The organism is Streptomyces sp. ISL-66 (assembly GCF_018614135.1).
Lineage (GTDB): Bacteria > Actinomycetota > Actinomycetes > Streptomycetales > Streptomycetaceae > Streptomyces.
In genome coordinates, this window is sequence record NZ_JAGGOW010000039.1 from 1 (window position 1) to 17,060 (window position 17,060).

19 protein-coding genes and 1 riboswitch are annotated in these 17,060 nt (G+C 71.6%); of the genes, 8 read left to right on the forward strand and 11 right to left on the reverse strand.

Annotated features, from left to right (window positions below; genetic code table 11):
• Positions 1 to 208: 208 nt before the first annotated feature.
• A complete protein-coding gene (locus J7E97_RS08840; protein ID WP_215024180.1) occupies positions 209 to 547 on the forward strand; it encodes a MerR family transcriptional regulator in 339 nt (112 codons plus the stop codon).
• 186 nt (positions 548 to 733) lie between these two features.
• Here the strand turns inward: J7E97_RS08840 and J7E97_RS08845 are convergent, their stop codons facing one another.
• Complete coding sequence (locus tag J7E97_RS08845; RefSeq protein ID WP_215024182.1) at positions 734 to 1,156, reverse strand: CBS domain-containing protein; 423 nt, start codon at positions 1,154 to 1,156, stop codon at positions 734 to 736.
• A 691-nt stretch (positions 1,157 to 1,847) separates the two neighbouring features.
• On the opposite strand from J7E97_RS08845, the gene J7E97_RS08850 reads away from it, so the two are divergent.
• Complete coding sequence (locus J7E97_RS08850; RefSeq protein ID WP_215024184.1) at positions 1,848 to 2,204, forward strand: hypothetical protein; 357 nt, start codon at positions 1,848 to 1,850, stop codon at positions 2,202 to 2,204.
• Here J7E97_RS08850 and J7E97_RS08855 read toward each other — a convergent pair.
• Positions 2,201 to 3,418 carry a MerR family transcriptional regulator gene (locus J7E97_RS08855; RefSeq protein WP_215024186.1) on the reverse strand — a complete coding sequence of 406 codons (1,218 nt, stop codon included), beginning with the start codon at positions 3,416 to 3,418 and terminating at the stop codon, positions 2,201 to 2,203. The two genes, J7E97_RS08850 and J7E97_RS08855, sit on opposite strands and share 4 nt — an antisense overlap.
• Positions 3,419 to 3,548: 130 nt before the next feature.
• Here J7E97_RS08855 and J7E97_RS08860 point away from each other — a divergent pair, with 130 nt between their 5' ends.
• The gene (locus J7E97_RS08860) at positions 3,549 to 3,959 is read left to right on the forward strand and encodes a hypothetical protein (RefSeq protein ID WP_215024188.1); all 411 of its coding nucleotides are present in this window, start codon (positions 3,549 to 3,551) and stop codon (positions 3,957 to 3,959) included.
• Positions 3,960 to 4,028: 69 nt separating this feature from the next.
• On the opposite strand, the gene J7E97_RS36775 is transcribed toward J7E97_RS08860, so the two are convergent.
• The 4 genes from J7E97_RS36775 to J7E97_RS08880 form a co-directional block, all read right to left on the reverse strand.
• Positions 4,029 to 4,484: a protease inhibitor I9 family protein gene (locus J7E97_RS36775; RefSeq protein ID WP_215024190.1), complete on the reverse strand. Its 456-nt coding sequence runs from the start codon at positions 4,482 to 4,484 to the stop codon at positions 4,029 to 4,031.
• A gap of 89 nt (positions 4,485 to 4,573) precedes the next feature.
• Positions 4,574 to 4,819 (reverse strand): hypothetical protein, encoded by a 246-nt coding sequence (locus J7E97_RS08870; protein ID WP_215024192.1) that lies wholly within the window; start codon positions 4,817 to 4,819, stop codon positions 4,574 to 4,576.
• Positions 4,820 to 4,858: 39 nt separating this feature from the next.
• Complete coding sequence (locus J7E97_RS08875; RefSeq protein WP_215024194.1) at positions 4,859 to 5,608, reverse strand: CbtA family protein; 750 nt, start codon at positions 5,606 to 5,608, stop codon at positions 4,859 to 4,861.
• A gap of 21 nt (positions 5,609 to 5,629) precedes the next feature.
• Positions 5,630 to 5,848 (reverse strand): CbtB-domain containing protein, encoded by a 219-nt coding sequence (locus J7E97_RS08880; RefSeq protein ID WP_215024196.1) that lies wholly within the window; start codon positions 5,846 to 5,848, stop codon positions 5,630 to 5,632.
• Positions 5,849 to 5,886: 38 nt separating this feature from the next.
• Positions 5,887 to 6,030: riboswitch (cobalamin riboswitch) on the reverse strand.
• A gap of 29 nt (positions 6,031 to 6,059) precedes the next feature.
• Between J7E97_RS08880 and J7E97_RS08885 the strand changes: the two genes are divergently transcribed.
• Positions 6,060 to 6,479, forward strand: a complete 420-nt coding sequence (locus tag J7E97_RS08885; RefSeq protein WP_308346433.1) for a histidine phosphatase family protein — start codon at positions 6,060 to 6,062, stop codon at positions 6,477 to 6,479.
• 36 nt (positions 6,480 to 6,515) lie between these two features.
• Here J7E97_RS08885 and J7E97_RS08890 read toward each other — a convergent pair whose 3' ends face one another.
• The gene (locus J7E97_RS08890) at positions 6,516 to 7,877 is read right to left on the reverse strand and encodes an aspartate aminotransferase family protein (protein WP_215024200.1); all 1,362 of its coding nucleotides are present in this window, start codon (positions 7,875 to 7,877) and stop codon (positions 6,516 to 6,518) included.
• 98 nt (positions 7,878 to 7,975) lie between these two features.
• Entirely contained in the window at positions 7,976 to 8,797 is an 822-nt protein-coding gene (locus J7E97_RS08895; RefSeq protein ID WP_215024202.1) for an SDR family NAD(P)-dependent oxidoreductase, read from the reverse strand.
• Positions 8,798 to 9,140: 343 nt separating this feature from the next.
• On the opposite strand from J7E97_RS08895, the gene kdpF reads away from it, so the two are divergent.
• The 4 genes from kdpF to kdpC are packed head-to-tail and all read left to right on the forward strand — an operon-like array spanning position 9,141 to position 13,705.
• The gene (kdpF, locus tag J7E97_RS08900) at positions 9,141 to 9,230 is read left to right on the forward strand and encodes a K(+)-transporting ATPase subunit F (RefSeq protein ID WP_215024204.1); all 90 of its coding nucleotides are present in this window, start codon (positions 9,141 to 9,143) and stop codon (positions 9,228 to 9,230) included.
• Between the two features lie 6 nt (positions 9,231 to 9,236).
• The gene (kdpA, locus tag J7E97_RS08905) at positions 9,237 to 10,916 is read left to right on the forward strand and encodes a potassium-transporting ATPase subunit KdpA (protein WP_215024206.1); all 1,680 of its coding nucleotides are present in this window, start codon (positions 9,237 to 9,239) and stop codon (positions 10,914 to 10,916) included.
• Positions 10,913 to 13,045 carry a potassium-transporting ATPase subunit KdpB gene (gene kdpB / locus J7E97_RS08910; RefSeq protein ID WP_215024208.1) on the forward strand — a complete coding sequence of 711 codons (2,133 nt, stop codon included), beginning with the start codon at positions 10,913 to 10,915 and terminating at the stop codon, positions 13,043 to 13,045. The genes kdpA and kdpB overlap by 4 nt, the downstream gene beginning before the upstream one ends.
• Before the next feature lie 21 nt (positions 13,046 to 13,066).
• Positions 13,067 to 13,705, forward strand: a complete 639-nt coding sequence (kdpC, locus tag J7E97_RS08915; protein ID WP_215024308.1) for a potassium-transporting ATPase subunit KdpC — start codon at positions 13,067 to 13,069, stop codon at positions 13,703 to 13,705.
• 79 nt (positions 13,706 to 13,784) lie between these two features.
• On the opposite strand, the gene J7E97_RS08920 is transcribed toward kdpC, so the two are convergent.
• From J7E97_RS08920 to J7E97_RS08930, 3 genes are all read right to left on the reverse strand, one after another.
• Complete coding sequence (locus J7E97_RS08920; RefSeq protein ID WP_215024210.1) at positions 13,785 to 14,774, reverse strand: hypothetical protein; 990 nt, start codon at positions 14,772 to 14,774, stop codon at positions 13,785 to 13,787.
• A 75-nt stretch (positions 14,775 to 14,849) separates the two neighbouring features.
• A complete protein-coding gene (locus J7E97_RS08925; protein WP_215024212.1) occupies positions 14,850 to 15,773 on the reverse strand; it encodes a hypothetical protein in 924 nt (307 codons plus the stop codon).
• 62 nt (positions 15,774 to 15,835) lie between these two features.
• Positions 15,836 to 16,960, reverse strand: coding sequence for an alpha/beta hydrolase family protein (locus J7E97_RS08930; protein WP_215024214.1), 1,125 nt, complete (start codon positions 16,958 to 16,960; stop codon positions 15,836 to 15,838).
• Positions 16,961 to 17,060 lie beyond the last annotated feature (100 nt).

Below are 17,060 nucleotides of genomic sequence, written 5' to 3' on the forward strand. Positions count from 1 at the left end.
GGCTGAGCCCGGGTACCGCAGGACATCGATAGTGAGGTGGTCTCCGGTCAAGCAATCGCGATCCCCGCGCCCCCGGCTGCGTTCAGGCCAGGTACGCGGAAACAGAAGGCCGGCGCAGCACTAGGCCGGTAGATGGTGTAGCAGTTCCTTCGGGGCCCTGGTGCCGTACGGCACCAGGGCCCCTCCACGCGTTCCATAGAGAGGTGCAATGACAGCAGACGACTCGTTCGGCCGGCTCGATGACGACGACTACCCCGCCTACACCATGGGCCGGGCCGCCGAGATGCTCGGCACCACGCAGGGTTTCCTGCGCGCCATCGGTGAAGCCCGCCTCATCACCCCGCTGCGCTCCGAGGGCGGCCACCGCCGCTACTCGCGCTACCAGCTGCGGATCGCGGCCCGAGCGCGGGAGCTCGTGGATCAGGGCACGCCCGTCGAGGCCGCCTGCCGCATCATCATCCTCGAAGACCAGCTCGAAGAGGCCAAGCGCCTCAACGCCGAATACCGCCGCGCGAGCGAGTCACGCCAGCCGCCCGCCGCCGTGTGACGCCCGCCGTGTCAGGTCGGCCGTGTCGCGCCGGCCGCCGGACCGGCTCGTGGCGCTGGGTTCGCTTCCCCTCATCCCGGCTTGCGAGAAGGCCCAGTTCGAGCGATCTGGGCCTTCCTGAGGCAGGGTTCCGCCGACCGCCGCGACGGCACGGCCGGGGCCGCGGCAGCCGCCGGGGCGCGGGCGTCAGGTGTCGGGTTCCGCGGCCGAGATGGCCGCGAGGGTCGAGCCCGGGTCCCGTTCGACCTCGAGGTCGCCCAAGGTGACGACGCCGACGAGCTCGCCGTCCTCGGTCTGCACCGGGAGCCGGCGCAGTGCGTGCCGGCGCATGAGGTCGATGGCCTGCTCCACGTGGTCGTCGGGCTTGATGGTGAACAGCTCCGTACTGCAGATCGCCTGCACCGTGGTGTCGGCGGGATCGCGGTTCTCGGCCACGGCCCGGATGACGAGGTCCCGGTCGGTCAGGATGCCGCGGAGCCGTCCCTCGTCGACGACGAGGACATCGCCGATGCCGGCGTCGCGCATCACCCGTGCGGCTTCCGCCAGCGAGGTGAGCTTCTCGACGGTCACCGGGTTCCCGGTCATCACCTCGTGGACCTGTCGGGTCATGGTTCCTCCCTGTGCCGGAGGCGGGTCAGGACCTCAGGAACTCCTGATGCCGTGCTGACCGGGAGGCGGTGCCGGGTACAGCGCCTCGTTCAGGCCTCCACCTCCCGTACCGGGCGTCTTTCCGTTCGGGCCGTCGCCAAACCCGACGGGGCCCCCATCGGGACCCCCACTCTCACGTGACGGGTTCCGGCGCGGGTACCGGCCCGGGCAGGGGCCCCGGCTGCGGGTGCGGCTCGGGCCACGGAGGCGGCGGCTCGGGGTCCGGGCCGGGCTGCGGCGGCGCCGGGGGGACGGGGTCCGGCCCGCCCGGAGCGGGTACGGGGCCCGGCAGCGGGCCGGGCTGCGGACCGGGGCCCGGGCCCGGGGCGGGGGTCGGGTTGGGGGGTACGGGGTCGTTCGGCGGAGTGCCCGGGGCCGCGGCCGTGGTAGTCGTCATGGCGGGGGGTCCTTCCGTTGGGCCGGATTGCCCAGCGCCTACCCGCCTCGAGGCGGGGTAGACCCGACGGCCGCGATGGGGCGCGGCGGTGTGAGCGGCGCCCGAGGGGGGTAGGCGCATCAGGCACCCCACGCAGGGAGGCAGCCGCGACCGTCGCCCCGGCTCGCGCCGGGGCCTACCCGCGCGCGGAGTCCGCACGGCCCGGATCGGCCGCACCGTGCCTCCGCGCACTCCGCACGCTAGCGAGGACCTGCCATGGACGGCCCGGAGCTTTCCCGACAGGAGCGCATGATCCTCGAGGACATCGAGGGCGGACTGCGCACCGACGAAGTCCTCGACCGACGGCTCCGCACGCTGAGCCGCGGGATCAGACCGTGGACCGGCGCCTGGAACAACGCCCTCGACCATCGTTTGGGCCTGGGCACCTCTCTGCTCGCCTTCGCCTGCGCGGTGCTCTTCGTACGCGCGGTGGCGACGACCTCACCGGTTCTGCTCTGGCTCTTCGCCGGGCTGTGGGTCCTCACGGCGGTCTGCCTGCTCCGGATGGCGTGCCGGTGGGGCCAGGCCAAGGCGGTGACGGCCATGGCCAGGCGCAAGAAGGTTTCCGGCTAGTCGTCCAGGTGGACGGGCATCAGCATCGAGAACGTCTCCTCGGTGCCCGTCCGGCGGATCGCCAGGGGTGCCTTCGGGGCGCCGAACTCCATGACCAGCTGGTCCCGGGCGCCGGCTTCGAGGGCCTGGAGCAGGTACGCGCGGTTGACGGCGACCCGGCCCGGGCCGGAGCCCGCGCCCTTGCCCTCGGCCCCGGCCCCGTCGCCATCGCCATCGCCATCGCCATCGCCATCGCCGCAGACGGTGACCGCGCCGTCGGCCGCCACTTCGAGCACGCTGAGGTCGTAGGACACGCCGTCCCGCTCGCGCACCTCGCTCGCGCGGACGGGGCCGGTTTCCAGCGCCTCCCGCAAGGCCGGTACGTCGACGAGGGCGCGGCGCCCGGCCGGCAGGCGGACGAGGCGCCGGTAGTCGGGGAAGTCGTGGCCGAGGCACTGGCCGGCCGCCTCGCGGTCCGCGGTCTCCAGGCCCACGCGCTCGCCGTCCACGGTCAGCCGGACGGGCGCGTCCTCGCTCAGCAGCGCCCGCATCGCGTCGGCGAGCGGGGACGGAACGACGACCTGCACCCGGGGCCCGTCGTGCCCGGTGGTACGGGCCTGCGCGACGGCCATCCGGTAGCGGTCGGTCGCGACGACGCGGAGCGCCCCGCCCTCGATGTCGAACAGGACACCGGCGAGCATCGGCAGCTCGGGGTCGCTGCCGGCGGCGAAGCGGACGGCGTCCAGCGCGGCCGCGAGCTCGGGCCCGGAGACCTCCAGCCGCACGGCGGCGGGGATGGTGACGGAGGTCGCGGCGCCCGCGGAGGCCGCGGCGCCGACGGAAGCGGAGTCTGCGGCGGCGGTGCCTGCGGCGGTACGGATCACGGTCATGGGGTTCTCCCTGCATTCGAGTAGCGCTCGGAGCGTGGAGAACTCGCCGCGGGCATCGGACAGCCCCCGTTCCAGACGGCGCAGATGCGCCTCAAGCAGCTTGCGCACCAGATCGGTGTCCGCACTGGGCCAGCCGGCCAGGACCAGCCGGATGTCCGCCAACGGCATCCCGGCGCGGCGCAGCCGGGCCAGCACCCGGGCCTCCTCCAACTGCTCGGCTCCGTACCAGCGGTAGCCGCTCACGGGATCCACCCAGGCCGGGACCAGCACGCCCGCGCCGTCGTAGAACCGCAGCGCACTCACGCTCAGTCCGCAGCTCCGGGCCATCTCGCCAATGCCGCGCATCTCGCTCTCCACACCCGGAACCCTGGGCCCTCCACCAGGTCGAGGGTCAACCCCGGCCCGCTCGGCTACTCGGACGGAACTGAGTATCCGGGCCCTGCCGGGCGAACGGGCGGTCCCGAACACTGGGTGCATGAGCAACGCACCGCGCCAACCCCTTCGCCGGCCGCTGGCGGCCCTCGCGCTCGCCGGGATCGCGATGGCGGCATGGGCCGCCTGGCTGGGCTGGGACCAGCACCCCGACGTGCACCCCGACGGCTCGACGACCGGCCCCTACCAGGCCTGGCAGGTGATCGGGCTCGGGCTGACGCTGCTGGTACCGGTGTACTGGGCCGCGTCCCGCAAGCAGGTGGAGGCCGCGGTGTTCGGCACGACCGCCGGGCTGGCCGTCGCCGCGGCCTACGACTGGTCGGACGATGGGAGCGGCCTCTTCTTGATCGGCGTGGCCATGGTCACGGCCGGCAGCCTGGCCGTGACCGGCGTCCTCTCGCTCGTGATCGCCTCCGCGAAGCGGAACACCGGAGGCGGCCGGCCGGGACACTGAGAGCCGTCCGTCGTACGCGAGCGACCGCCGACCAGGTCGGTCTCTTCCCCGGCGCGGGCGGCTCGTGCCTCAGCCGCCCCAGCCCCACAGCCGGACCATCTGGACCGGCTGGAGCAGTTGGACCGGCTGTACGGACTCGGCCGGCTCGGCCGGCTCGACCGGCGCCCCGACGGCCCCGCCGTCCTTCTCGATGCCCATGACGTCGGGGTGTGCCCGCAGCGCCGCCAGCTGGGCGTCGTTCAGGTTGGCGGCGAAGCCCCGTACCGCGCTGCGGTAGACGTACCGGGCCTCCGTGATGCCGGTCTCGCGCATCACCCGGGCGGGATCGGCGCCGGGGACGAGGGTGACGATGTACGCCCCCTGCTCCTCGTCCTCCCGGGCGCTCGGCCCGGCGCTCGGCCCGGCGCCCTGGTCGGCGTACGCGGCGGGTGCGAGCGCGACGGGCGCGAGCAGCAGGGCGGCGGCCAGGACGGGACGCAGGACCTGACGCAGGATCGGCAGCGGGAGCGAGAGCGGACGGCGCACGGGGAACTCCGTTCGTGGGGGACAGCGGTTACCCCCTCCTTCGGCCATCGCGCGCCACACCTTGAACGACCGGCCGGAGTGCTCGGGCCTCAGGCGACGACCAAGGCCACCGCCGCCGCGCCCATGAGCGCGGCGGCGGTGTGGACGGCCGGGTGCCCGTAGTCGCCCGACCATAAGTGCCGGGCCAGACCGCCCACCGCGGCCAGGGCCGCGATGATGCCGATCTGTGCGAGCAGCGTGACCGTGGTGAAGGGGGCCAGGAACAGCAGGAGCGAGTTGATCCAGAACGGGGCCGCGCCGGTCCAGCCGCGCCAGTCCCGGATCGCCATCGTCATGTTGCCGCCACCGGCCCTTCGGTTCGCCTTTATGAGGGGTCAACTCGCAGGCTGTACAGCCTCCTTGGATGCCACGGTCGGGGCAAGGGCCCGTTCGGCAAGAAATCCGAAGGTCAGGCCGAAAGTGGTCCACATCGCGGCCTGGATGGCCAGTGAGGCGAGGCGGAACTGCCAGACGAGCACGGCCGGGAAGTCCGCCGGGACCTCGTTGATGCCGGGCAGGGACGCGTACGCGATGCCGACCGCCACCACGAAGGCGAGCGAGGCGACGACGGAGGCGTTCCAGTTGCCCATGCGCGGTGCCAGGCGTCGGCCCAGGATCAGCGCGGCCGCGCCGAGCAGCACGCTGAGCGCCAGCATCAGGACGTAGAGCGTGGTCCGCTGGACCGTGGTCTCGGGGTCTCCGACGGCCGGCGGGTTGGCGGGGTACTTGAAGAACGGCACCAGGCTGACGGTGACGAACAGACCGCCGGCGACCAGCGCCGCCGTGGACCGGGGGCCGAAGCGGCCGATGCGGCCCAGGGCGTAGCAGAAGACGAGCGCGGCGATGCCGCCGAGCGCGACGCCGTAGAGCACGGTTCCGGTGCCGAGGCCGGCTGTGGCCTGGAGGGCCCGGCTGACCGGGGCGGCCCCGTCGCCGTGGTCGTGGGCGCCGGCCTCCTCGATGGCGATCGCCGCGTCGACCTTGGATTCACCGAGGACGTACGCGAAGAGGAAGGCGGCGAGTCCGGCCAGCAGGCCGGCGAGCATGCCCCGGACGAGGAGCACGCGGGGGGAGATGGCGTTCATGGGTGAGCTGCCCCCCGCCGGTCAGTGGCAGGGGAAGCCGAGGAGGTGACGGCCGTCGTGCATCCACTCGTGGATGGTGTCGCCCTCGAAGATCGCCGTGGCGCCCTGTTCGGCGCCGACGAGGTAGAGCAGGACCAGCATGAGGACGCCGACGAACAGGGCCCAGGGGGCCAGCGCGGAGACGGAGAGAGGGGCGACGGCCGTAGGGGCGGCAGTCGTGGGCACGGCGGAGTGGGTCATGGCAGGAACCTCCAGGGGGAACACGCGTCCCGGTCATTGGTGCTCACGACGACGGTGGCGGGTCTGACTTTCCTCCCCCTCCGGGAGGATTCACAGTGGCGCGACCGTGCCGGATTCTCACCGGGCTTCCGTCGTACCGTCGTCTTGTCGTTTGTGACCGTACCGCGCTTACGCTCACCTTATGAACCCCCCATTGGTACGAGTTCATCTCGTGAGACCACCGCTGGACGAGGGAGAGCGCCACCACCGCTTCCCGTACGGGGATCCCTGCCCGGGGCACGAGGGCCTGCGCGGCCAGGATCACGGCGCCTGGGCCGGCCTGACGATGGACCAGGTGGCGGCCGGGGACCCGGCCGCGCTGCACCGCTGGATGACCGACACCTCGTACGCGCCCCCGGGCGGCGGGGAGTCGGTGGACGCGCTGGTCGCGCGGGTCGGCGCGCACCTGGACGGGTTGGACCCCGGGACGCACCGGGCGGTGGCCGGGCCGGGCGTCGTACGGGCGGCCGTGGTCTGGGCGTTGGCGCTCCCAGCGGCGGCCTTCTGGCGCCTCGACGTGCGGCCCGCGTCGGTGACGACGCTGACGGGGCGCTCCGGCCGCTGGAACCTGCTCGTGGGCCGGCCCGAGTAGCGGACCACGGGTCGGGCGGCCTCACAACGGGCCGGGTCAGACGGTGTGCGCGTCCGCGACCGACAGGGCCTCGTCGATGATCCGCAGGCCCTTGGCGACGTCCTCGGCCGAGATGTTGCACGGAGGCGCCACGTGGAGGCGGTTCCCGGCGATCAGCGGCCACAGCCCGCCCTTCTTCAGGGCGGCGCCGAACTCGGCCATGGGGGCGTTGTCGGCCCCGGCGGCGTTGTACGGCACGAGCGGCTCGCGCGTCCGGCGGTCCCGTACGAGTTCCAGGGCCCAGAAGGTGCCCAGGCCCCGGACCTCCCCGACCGAGGGGTGGCGTTCGGCGAGGGCGGCGAGGCCGGGGCCCAGCAGTTCCGTGCCGGTGCGGGCGGACTGCTCGACGATGCCCTCCTCCTCCATGACGTTCACGGTGGCGACGGCCGCGGCGCAGGCCAGCACGTGCCCGGAGTACGTCAGCCCGCCCGGGTAGGGGCGGCGGGCGAAGGTCTCGGCGATGCCGGCCGAGATGGCGACCCCGCCGAGGGGGACGTAGCCGCTGGTGATGCCCTTGGCGAAGCAGAGCAGGTCGGGGCGCACGTCCCAGTGGTCGGCGGCGAACCACTTACCGGTCCGGCCGAAGCCGACCATGATCTCGTCGAGGATGAAGACGATGCCGAAGCGGTCGCAGAGCGCGCGGACCCCGGCCAGGTAGCCGTCCGGGGGCACGAGCACGCCGGGGGCGCCGCCGACGGTCTCCAGGATGATCGCGGCGATGGACTGCGGGCCCTCGAAGACGATGGTGTCCTCCAGGTGGCGCAGGGCGCGCTCGCACTCCTCGGCGGGGGTCGCCGCGTAGAAGGGCGAGCGGTAGGCGAACGGCCCCCAGAAGTGCACGACTCCGGCGGTCGCGGTGTCGTTGCCGAAGCGGCGCGCGTCGCCCGTGAGGTTGATCGCGGTGGAGGTGGCGCCGTGGTAGGAGCGGTACGCCGAGAGGATCTTGGGCCGGTTGGTGTGCAGCCGGGCCATGCGGACGGCGTTCTCCACGGCCTCGGCGCCCGCGTTGGTGAAGAAGACCTTGTCGAGGTCGCCGGGGGTGCGCTCGGCGATCAGCCGGGCGGCCTCGGAGCGCACGTCGACGGCGAACCCGGGTGCGACGGTGCAGAGCTTGCCGGCCTGCTCGGCGATGGCCGCGGCGACCTTCGGGTGCTGGTAGCCGATGTTCGTGTAGACGAGCGCGCTGGAGAAGTCGAGGTAGCGGTTGCCGTCGTAGTCCCAGAAGTACGAGCCCTCGGCCCCCGCGACGGCGAGTGGGTCGATGAGTTCCTGTGCGGACCAGGAGTGGAAGACGTGCTTCCGGTCGGCTTCTTTCACTGCCGCTTTGGCAGCGGCGAGGGCGTCGGCTTCTGCGTTCATGGACCGAGCGTAGTTGTCCAGCATGTGGATGCGCCTCCAGATCCCTTCCGGTGCGGCCACGTCCGCCGTGCGCGGCCCGGGCGCGGCCCGGGCGGGGATCAGACGACGTGCCGGCCGCCGTCGACGGTCAGGACGTCGCCGGTCGTGTAGTGCGCGTTCACCAGGTAGAGCGCGGCCTCGGCCACGTCGTCCGGCGTGCCCACGCGGCGCAGCGGGGTGTTCTCGGTGATCCACTCCCGCGAGCTCTCCCAGACCTCGTCCGCGCCCTCGTACCAGGGGGTGTCGATGAGGCCGGGCGCGATGGCGTTCACCCGGATGTCGGGTCCGAGCTGAGAGGCGAGCAGCCGGGTCATGTGGTTGACCGCGGCCTTGCTGACGGCGTAGGGGACGGAGCTGCCGAGCGCGCGGGTGGCGGAGACCGAGGAGATGTTGACGATCGAGGCGGTGCCGGTGCCCGGGCCGGAGCCCGGGCCCGTGCCGGAGCCGTCAGCCGTGGCGCTGTTCGCCGCGGAGGCCCGCAGGTGGGGGGTGGCGGCCGTGATCATCTGCCAGGTGCCGATGACGTTGACCTCGAAGATCTCGCGCCAGGCGTCAGCGTCCGCCGCGTCCAGGTCGCCCAGCGGGATGAAGCGGGTGACGCCCGCGTTGTTGACCAGGATGTCGAGCCGCCCGTACGTGTCGATCGCGGTTCGCACGATCCGCCGCGCGTCGGCGGCGTCGGCGACGTCTCCGCGGACGTAGACGGCGTCCGGCAGCTCGGCGGCGAGCGCCTTGCCCGCGCTCTCGCTGCGCGCCGAGTTCAGGACGACGCGCACGCCCGCCGCGGCCAGCCTGCGGGCGATGCCGGCGCCGATGCCGGAGGAGGAGCCGGTGACGAGGGCGACGCGGGACTCGGTCGGGGCGGCCGTCGGGGCGGTCATTGCGTTCCTCCTGGCAGGGGCGGTTCTGTGTGCCGGACGGCCGGAGCATAACGCGAATGTCGTCTGTCGGAAATTCATTTCCGTTCTACGGAATTTCGGCTGGGCAGGGCCGCCTCCCTTCCGGTCCGCGCCCACCGCGTTAGAGACCCGTAAAAGCCGCGCCTTCGGGCGTATGGAGCCCGTCAAGGAAGCCCGTGGGGCCTCGGAAAGGCGTTCCACTCGGAGGTGTCCGAAAAACGCCCTCGACTTTCCGGGAGCTCACGATGGCCGACCTGGCCTTCGTCGTGACCACGATCGCGGTATTCGCGCTGGTGGTACTCGTCGCCAAGGGGGTGGCCAAGCTGTGAACGCCGAGAACGTCGTCGGCCTGCTGGTCGCCGTCGCACTACTGGGTTACCTCGTCGTCGCCCTCGTGTTCCCGGAGAGGTTCTGATCCCCGATGAGTCCCGTCCTCGCCGGGGTGCTCCAGCTGCTCGCGCTCGCGGCGGCCCTCGCCCTCGCCCATCGCCCGCTCGGCGACCACATGGCCCGCGTCTACTCCTCGAAGAGGCACTACGCCCCCGAGCAGTGGATCTACAAGGCCGTCGGTGCCGATCCGAACGCCGAGATGCGCTGGCCGGCGTACCTGCGCTCGGTCCTCGCCTTCTCGGCGGTGAGCGTCTTCTTCCTCTATCTCCTCCAGCGCCTGCAGGGCCGCCTGCCCGGCTCGCTCGACTTCGCCTCCATCAAGCCGGACCAGGCCTTCAACACCGCCGCCTCCTTCGTGACGAACACCGACTGGCAGTCGTACGCCGGCGAGCAGGCCATGGGACCGCTCGTCCAGACCGGCGGCCTGGCGGTGCAGAACTTCCTCTCGGCCGCGGTCGGCATGGCCGTGGCGGTGGCCCTCGTACGGGGCTTCGCGCGCTCCCGCACCGGTGAGCTCGGCAACTTCTGGTCCGACCTGGTGCGCGGCACCGTCCGCGTCCTGCTGCCGCTGTCGGTGGTCGCCGCGATCGTGCTGGTGGCCTGCGGGGTCATCCAGAATTTCGCCGGCATCCACGAGGTCGGCCAGTTCGGGAATGGGCACGGCCCCGGCGGACAGCAGCAGTGGAACGGCGGCGCGGTCGCCTCGCAGGAGGCCATCAAGGAGCTGGGCACCAACGGCGGCGCCTACTTCAACGCCAACTCCGCCCACCCCTTCGAGAACCCGACCCCCTTCTCGAACCTCTTCGAGGTCTTCCTGATCCTCCTCGTCCCCCTCTCCCTGCCCCGCACCTTCGGCCGCATGGTCGGCTCGGTCCGCCAGGGCTACGCGGTCCTCGCCACGATGGTCACCATCTGGCTCGGCTTCACGGCGCTGATGATGTGGACGGAATTCGGCCACCACGGCCCGGCGCTCCAGGCGGCGGGCGGGGCGCTGGAGGGCAAGGAGACCCGTTTCGGCATCGGCGCGTCCGCGATCTTCTCGGTCGCCACCACGCTCACCTCGACGGGTGCGGTCAACTCCTCCCACTCCTCCTACACGGGGCTGGGCGGCGCGATCCAGCTGCTGGGCATGCAGCTCGGCGAGATAGCGCCCGGCGGCGTCGGCTCCGGCCTCTACGGCGTGCTCATCATGGCGATCATCGCGGTGTTCATCGCCGGCCTGATGGTCGGCCGCACCCCCGAGTACCTGGGCAAGAAGATCGGCACCCGCGAGATCAAGCTCGCCGCCTGCTACATCCTGATCACCCCGGCGCTCGTCCTCGGCTTCACGGCCCTGGCGACGGCCCTGCCCACACCCGGCCACTCGATGTCCAACGTCGGAGCGCACGGGTTCTCCGAGGTCCTCTACGCCTACACCTCGGCCGGGAACAACAACGGCTCGGCCTTCGCTGGCCTGAACGCCAACACCCAGTGGTTCAACACCACCACCGCTCTGGCCATGCTCCTCGGCCGCTTCCTGCCGATGGTCTTCGTCCTGGCCCTGGCCGGCTCGCTCGCCGAACAGCGGCCCGTCCCCGCGACGGCGGGAACGCTGCGCACCGAGAAACCGCTGTTCGCCTTCCTGCTCGTCAGCACGATCCTCATCGTCACCGGCCTCACCTACTTCCCGGCGCTGGCGCTGGGCCCGCTCGCCGAAGGGCTCGCCTCATGAGCACCGTCACCCCCACCCGCGCCCCCCACGGGGACCTGCCCGGCGGCCGCGAGCCCGAGAGCGCCCGGATCGGCGCAGGCACCTTCGATCCGAAGCAGCTGCTGAAGTCCTTCCCGGACGCCGTGCGCAAGCTGGACCCGCGCGTGATGGTCAAGTCCCCGGTCATGTTCGTGGTGCTGATCGGTTCCGTCCTCACCACCGCGCTGGCCGTCCGCGACCCGGGCAACTTCTTCGGCTGGGCCATCACCACCTGGCTGTGGCTGACCACGGTCTTCGCCAACCTCGCGGAAGCCGTGGCCGAGGGCCGTGGCAAGGCCCAGGCCGACACCCTGCGCAGGGCCAAGACGGACACGGTCGCCCGTCGGCTGAACGGCCCGGCGGAGGAACAGGTCCCCGGCACGCAGCTCCGTATAGGCGACCTCGTGGTCTGCGAGGCCGGTGACGTCATCCCCGGCGACGGTGACGTGGTCGAGGGCGTCGCGTCCGTCGACGAATCCGCGATCACCGGCGAATCCGCCCCGGTCATCCGGGAGTCGGGCGGCGACCGCAGCGCCGTGACCGGCGGCACGAAGGTGCTGTCGGACCGGATCGTCATCAAGATCACGACGAAGCCCGGCGAGACCTTCATCGACCGCATGATCCGTCTGGTCGAGGGCGCGGCCCGGCAGAAGACACCCAACGAGATCGCGCTCAACATCCTGCTCGCCTCGCTGACCGTCGTCTTCCTGCTGGCCGTCGTCACCCTCCAGCCGTTCGCGGTGTACGCGCACGCCGAGCAGTCGATGATCGTGCTCACGGCCCTGCTGGTCTGCCTGATCCCGACCACCATCGGCGCCCTGCTCTCCGCCATCGGCATCGCGGGCATGGACCGCCTGGTCCAGCGCAACGTGCTGGCCATGTCCGGGCGGGCCGTCGAAGCCGCGGGCGACGTCTCCACGCTCCTCCTCGACAAGACCGGCACCATCACCCTCGGCAACCGCCAGGCCTGCGCGTTCGTCCCGGTCAGCGGCGCCCTCGCCACCGAACCGGCCGACGCCACACCGGCCGACGCCGCCGAACTGGCCGCCGCCGCCCAGCTGTCCTCGCTGGCCGACGAGACCCCCGAGGGCCGCTCGATCGTGGTCCTCGCGAAGGAGAAGTACGGACTGCGCGAACGCCACCAGGGCGAGCTGACGGGAGCCGAGTGGATCCCCTTCACCGCGCGGACCCGCATGTCGGGCGTGGACGTCGACGGCCGCAAGGTCCGCAAGGGCGCCGCCGCCTCGATCACCGCGTGGGTCGGCGAGCAGGGCGGGACGGTCGCCCCGGACGCGGGCGCGAAGGTGGACGAGATCTCGGCCGCGGGCGGTACGCCGCTGCTCGTGGCCGTGGAGGACGAGCGGGGCGCCCGCGTCCTGGGGGTCATCCACCTCAAGGACGTGGTCAAGGAGGGCATGCGCGAACGCTTCGACGAACTGCGCCGCATGGGCATCAGGACCATCATGATCACGGGAGACAACCCGCTCACCGCGAAGGCCATCGCGCAGGAGGCGGGCGTGGACGACTTCCTCGCCGAGGCCACCCCCGAGGACAAGCTGGCCCTCATCAAGCGGGAGCAGGCGGGCGGCAAGCTCGTCGCGATGACCGGCGACGGAACCAACGACGCCCCGGCCCTCGCCCAGGCCGACGTCGGCGTCGCGATGAACACCGGCACCTCGGCCGCCAAGGAGGCCGGGAACATGGTGGACCTGGACTCCAACCCCACCAAGCTCATCGAAATCGTGGAGATCGGCAAGCAGTTGCTGATCACCCGAGGTGCCCTGACCACCTTCTCCATCGCCAACGACGTCGCCAAGTACTTCGCGATCATCCCCGCCATGTTCGCGGTGGTCCACCCAGGCCTGGACAAGCTCAACGTCATGGGCCTGCACTCGCCGGACTCCGCGATCCTCTCCGCGGTCATCTTCAACGCGCTGGTCATCATCGCCCTCGTACCGCTCGCCCTGAGGGGCGTCCGGTACCGGCCCACCAGCGCGGACAAGATGCTCCGCCAGAACCTCACCCTCTACGGCCTGGGCGGCCTCATCGCCCCCTTCATCGGCATCAAGCTCATCGACATGCTCGTCTCCCTCATTCCCGGACTGCGCTGAACTAGGAACGTGCTGATCTCCATGAACAACTCCGTCGGCAACACGGCACGGCTCCTCGGAGCCGGCCTCCGAGCCCTGCTCGTCCTCACCGTGCTGTGCGGGGCGCTCTACCCGCTCGCCGTCACCGGCGTCGCCCAGGCCGCGTTCGGCCACCAGGCCGACGGCTCGGAGATCAAGGACGCGGGCGGCAAGGTCGTCGGCTCCTCCCTGATCGGCCAGTCGTACGGGGCGGACCCGCGCTGGTTCCGGGGCCGCCCGGCGGCGGGCCTCGCCGCGAACACCGTGAACACCCAGTACGAGCTGCTGGTCTCCGGGGCCACCAACAAGGCGGCCGACAGCCCGGAGCTGCTGGAGGCGGTCCGCGACGCCCGGGCCGGGGTGCTGCTCGACAACACCGTCCCGGGGTACGCCCCGAGCCCCTCCGAGATCCCGGCCGACGCCGTCACCTCCTCCGGCTCCGGCCTGGACCCGGACATCTCCCCGGCCTACGCGAAGCTCCAGATCCACCGCGTCGCGTGGAAGAACGGCCTGCCGGTGGCGGCGGTGGCGAAACTCGTCGCGGACCACACGAAGTCCCGCACCCTCGGCTTCATGGGCGAGCCCCGCGTGAACGTCCTGGAACTGAACGTGGCTCTGAAGGCCCTGACTCAGGGGCTGTAGGAACGTTCCCCGGAGTCGATGACGCTTCGCCCACTACTGGGGGCACGGACGGCGCTCGCGCTTGTTCGCTCACCACGCCTCAACCGCGCCGTGCGCGCTTCCACAAGTCCTGCGCGAGTTTGAATGCGGCGAGGTCCGCAGTGGTGGCGAGGGCGAAGTGGGCAGGGGTGGCGCCACGTCGGGCGATGACCGCGAGCGGATGGCCCACGTCGCGCTGCTTGCTGAACTTGGTGATCTGGGACCAGGGGATGGGGCGGTTCCCGGCGGGCTCCCGGCTGATGAATCCGCCTGCGGTCAGCAGCAGTTCGGGGTGGAGGGGCAGGATGCCGGGCAGATTGAGCAATGCGGTGAGGTCCGGATCCGCGGGAGACAGACGGAACGCGCCCGCGTTGTTCAGCGCCTCGTACACCTTCGGCTTCGCCGCCTCTACGGCGATCTCCCCGACCCGTGAGACGAACTCCTGGTCCCCGGTGAAGCCCCCGATCTTCAGGGGCTCGACGTTTCCCTCCGCGCTGATCAAGAGGGTGTAGTCCGTGTTGCCGTATTGGAGGCGGGCACGGCTGTCCTCGACATAGGTGACCCGGTCCCATCTCACCCACCGCTCCTCGCGGGAGCCCGTGCCGGGCTTGTAGCACAGCGCGTGGGTGTAGAGCTCGACCCGGCCGCCGCCCGGGAGCTCCTGCGAGCGCTCCTCCAGCGTGCCGGGGTCCGGCGGCCGGTCCCACGTGTCCAGGGCGACGCGGGCGCGGTGCCGGGCGTCGGACCTGCGCCGTTCTCCGGCGAACTGCACGTCCTCGACCCCGGCGCGTACGGCGAACCCGAGGGCACCGAGGATGACGGCTCCCCCGATGACGGAGAGGATCATCTTCTTGTTCCGCCGGTTCTCGGCGTCCTCGGCCGCGATGTCGTCGTAGCCGTACGCACCGTGCGAACCTACGCAGGAATCGCCCGGCTGCATATCGTGCCCCGCGCACTCCTTGGCCCCGTCGCCGAAGTCGGGCGTGAACCCGAAGAGGATGATCAGCGCCCCGATGGCGGCTGCCACCAGCGGCTTGGTGTACCCGCTCACAACTTTCCCCCTCCATTACCGGCGGCACCGGAGCCCGCCGATCGCATCGGCCGGCTCCCTCGCCCCTCCTGCGTGTCAGGCCTTGCGGCGGGCCGTGCGGTAGAGCTCGGCGGTCAGCGCGGCGGCCTCGTCCTGCGAGGCGCCCTGGCCACCGGTCTTGACCTGCGCCAACTCGAACACGTTGGCGCCCGCGACGGTGGAGTAATCGGACCAGGCGCAGACCGGGATCTGGTAGTCCGCGTCCACGCTCTTCGAGGTCCCGTCACCCTTGGCGTGGGCGACCTTCACGTCCTGGCATTTCATCAACGCGCCCTCGAAGCCCGCCGGCTTCACCACCCTGGCCTTTCCGACGAGCTGCATTTCGACCCCTTTCCTCTTTCCGTCGCCCTTGGGGCCCTTGTTTTCGACGTTGGCGAAGTATTCGTCGAGTGCCATGGAGGGGTCGGCGATGTCGCCGTAGAGGCCATCGAAGATGAGCCGCCTGCCGCCCACCTTCGCCGGGTCGCCGGGGTCAGTGCTGTCTGCGTTGTAGATGCCGGACACGGCTCGGGCGTTGTTCACCCCGAGGCCCTGGGCCGCCTTCTTCTGGTCGGCGTTCAGCTCGTCGGGTGCGCTGCCCGGACTCGACTTCTCGTAGGCGCCGACCGATTCCGGGGCGACGAGCTCGTAGCCCTTGGTGCTGCCGGAGATTTCACTGCTGCCCACGCTGTCAGCGGGACCGAGACCGGGACCGTGCCCCTGACCGTCACCGTCGCCGCCGCGCGCGAAGTACGCGCCGCCCGCGATGACGGCGAGGGCGACGACCGATCCGAGGATGATCCGGCCCGTCTTCTTCCTCGGAGTCGGCTGCGGCGGCCCGAACCCGCCTGGGGCGCCGTGGTGCGCGGCCTGCCGGCCGTAGGGGTTGGGTTGCTGGGGCGGGCCCCAGCTCTGCCCGCCGTACTGCTGCTGCCCGGAGGGGTCGGGCTGACCGTACGGTCCGGGCTGGTCGTGGCTCATGCGTGCTGTCTCCTGTCCCTTGATCTTCGACCGGGGGAAGCTCCCGACCGGCTCCCGGCCGGTCAGCCCGCCGCGGCGAAGGAGGCTTCGAGGCGCGGGACGTAGTCGGCGAAGGCCGGGGCCCAACAGCCGTAGTTGTGACCGCCGTTACAGCTCGGGGCCAAGGACGCGCCGTTGCCGTAGTCGACGAGGCGGCTGGGGATACCCAGCTGGTCCAGGCGGGCCTTGACGGTGTGGGAAGCCGCCGCGGTGTTGACGTCGATGAGGTCGTTGTTGCCGGTGTAGAGCGTGATGCCGGTGTTGGAGAGTTTGGCGAGGTTGACCGGCGCGGCCGGATCGACCGCCTTCCACACGCGGTCGGCGTCGAAGAACGGGTACGGGGAGCCGAAGATCGCGTCGCTGTCCACAGAGGGGCCGTGGCCGGCGCAGTCGCCTGAGCCGGAGCCGGAGCCGGAGCCGGACGAGGTGCTCACCGCGCACCAAGCGCCCGCGAGGTTGAGCTCGGTGGCCAGGACTGCCCCGCGGACCTCCCACATGCCGAAGTCGATGCCCCCCGACAGGGCGGCCGTGTGGCCGAACAGGTCGGGCCGGGCCTGGGCGTAGTGCAGGGAGCCGTAGCCGCCCATGGACAGTCCGACGACGGCGCGGTGGGCGCGGTCGGCGCGCGTACGGAGATTGGCGTCGATGAACGGGACGACCTGGGTCAAGTGGAAGGTCTCCCAGTTCGCCTTCCCCTCTGCTGTGTTCTGCATCAGCCAGTCGGCGTACCAGCCCTTCATCCCCCCGTCCGGCACCACGGTGATCATCGCCTCCGAGTGCAGCGCCGGCGCGGCCGCGACGTCGTTCACGTTGCCGCCGCCGCCGTGCAGGAAGTACGTGACCGGCCAGCGGCGGCCGGGGTCGGCGCCGTATCCGGTGGGGAGCAGGATGCGGATCCTGTGCTTCCCGGAGAGCTGCGGGGTGGTGACGGTGATGGTGAAGTCAGTGGGACCGTTCACCTGCGTGTCCTCGGGGACGAGGGTCAGACCGTAGCCGTCCCTGAAGGCCGGGACTTCGCCGGGAGCCGAGGGGGTGGAGACGGTGACCGCCGGCGTGGCGGTCGGTGCTGCGGCGTGTGCGGCGCCCGTGCCTATCAGGGCGGTGAGCACTAGGGCCGCGCTCAATGGGGTGAGGCGCCGGGACGTCATCGGAAAACCCTTCGTCGAGGAGGCCCGCGGCGTAGTGAGCTGCCGCGAGCCGGACGTCCCGATGCTGCTGTCGCGGACCGCCCGGTCAACAGGCCAAGCC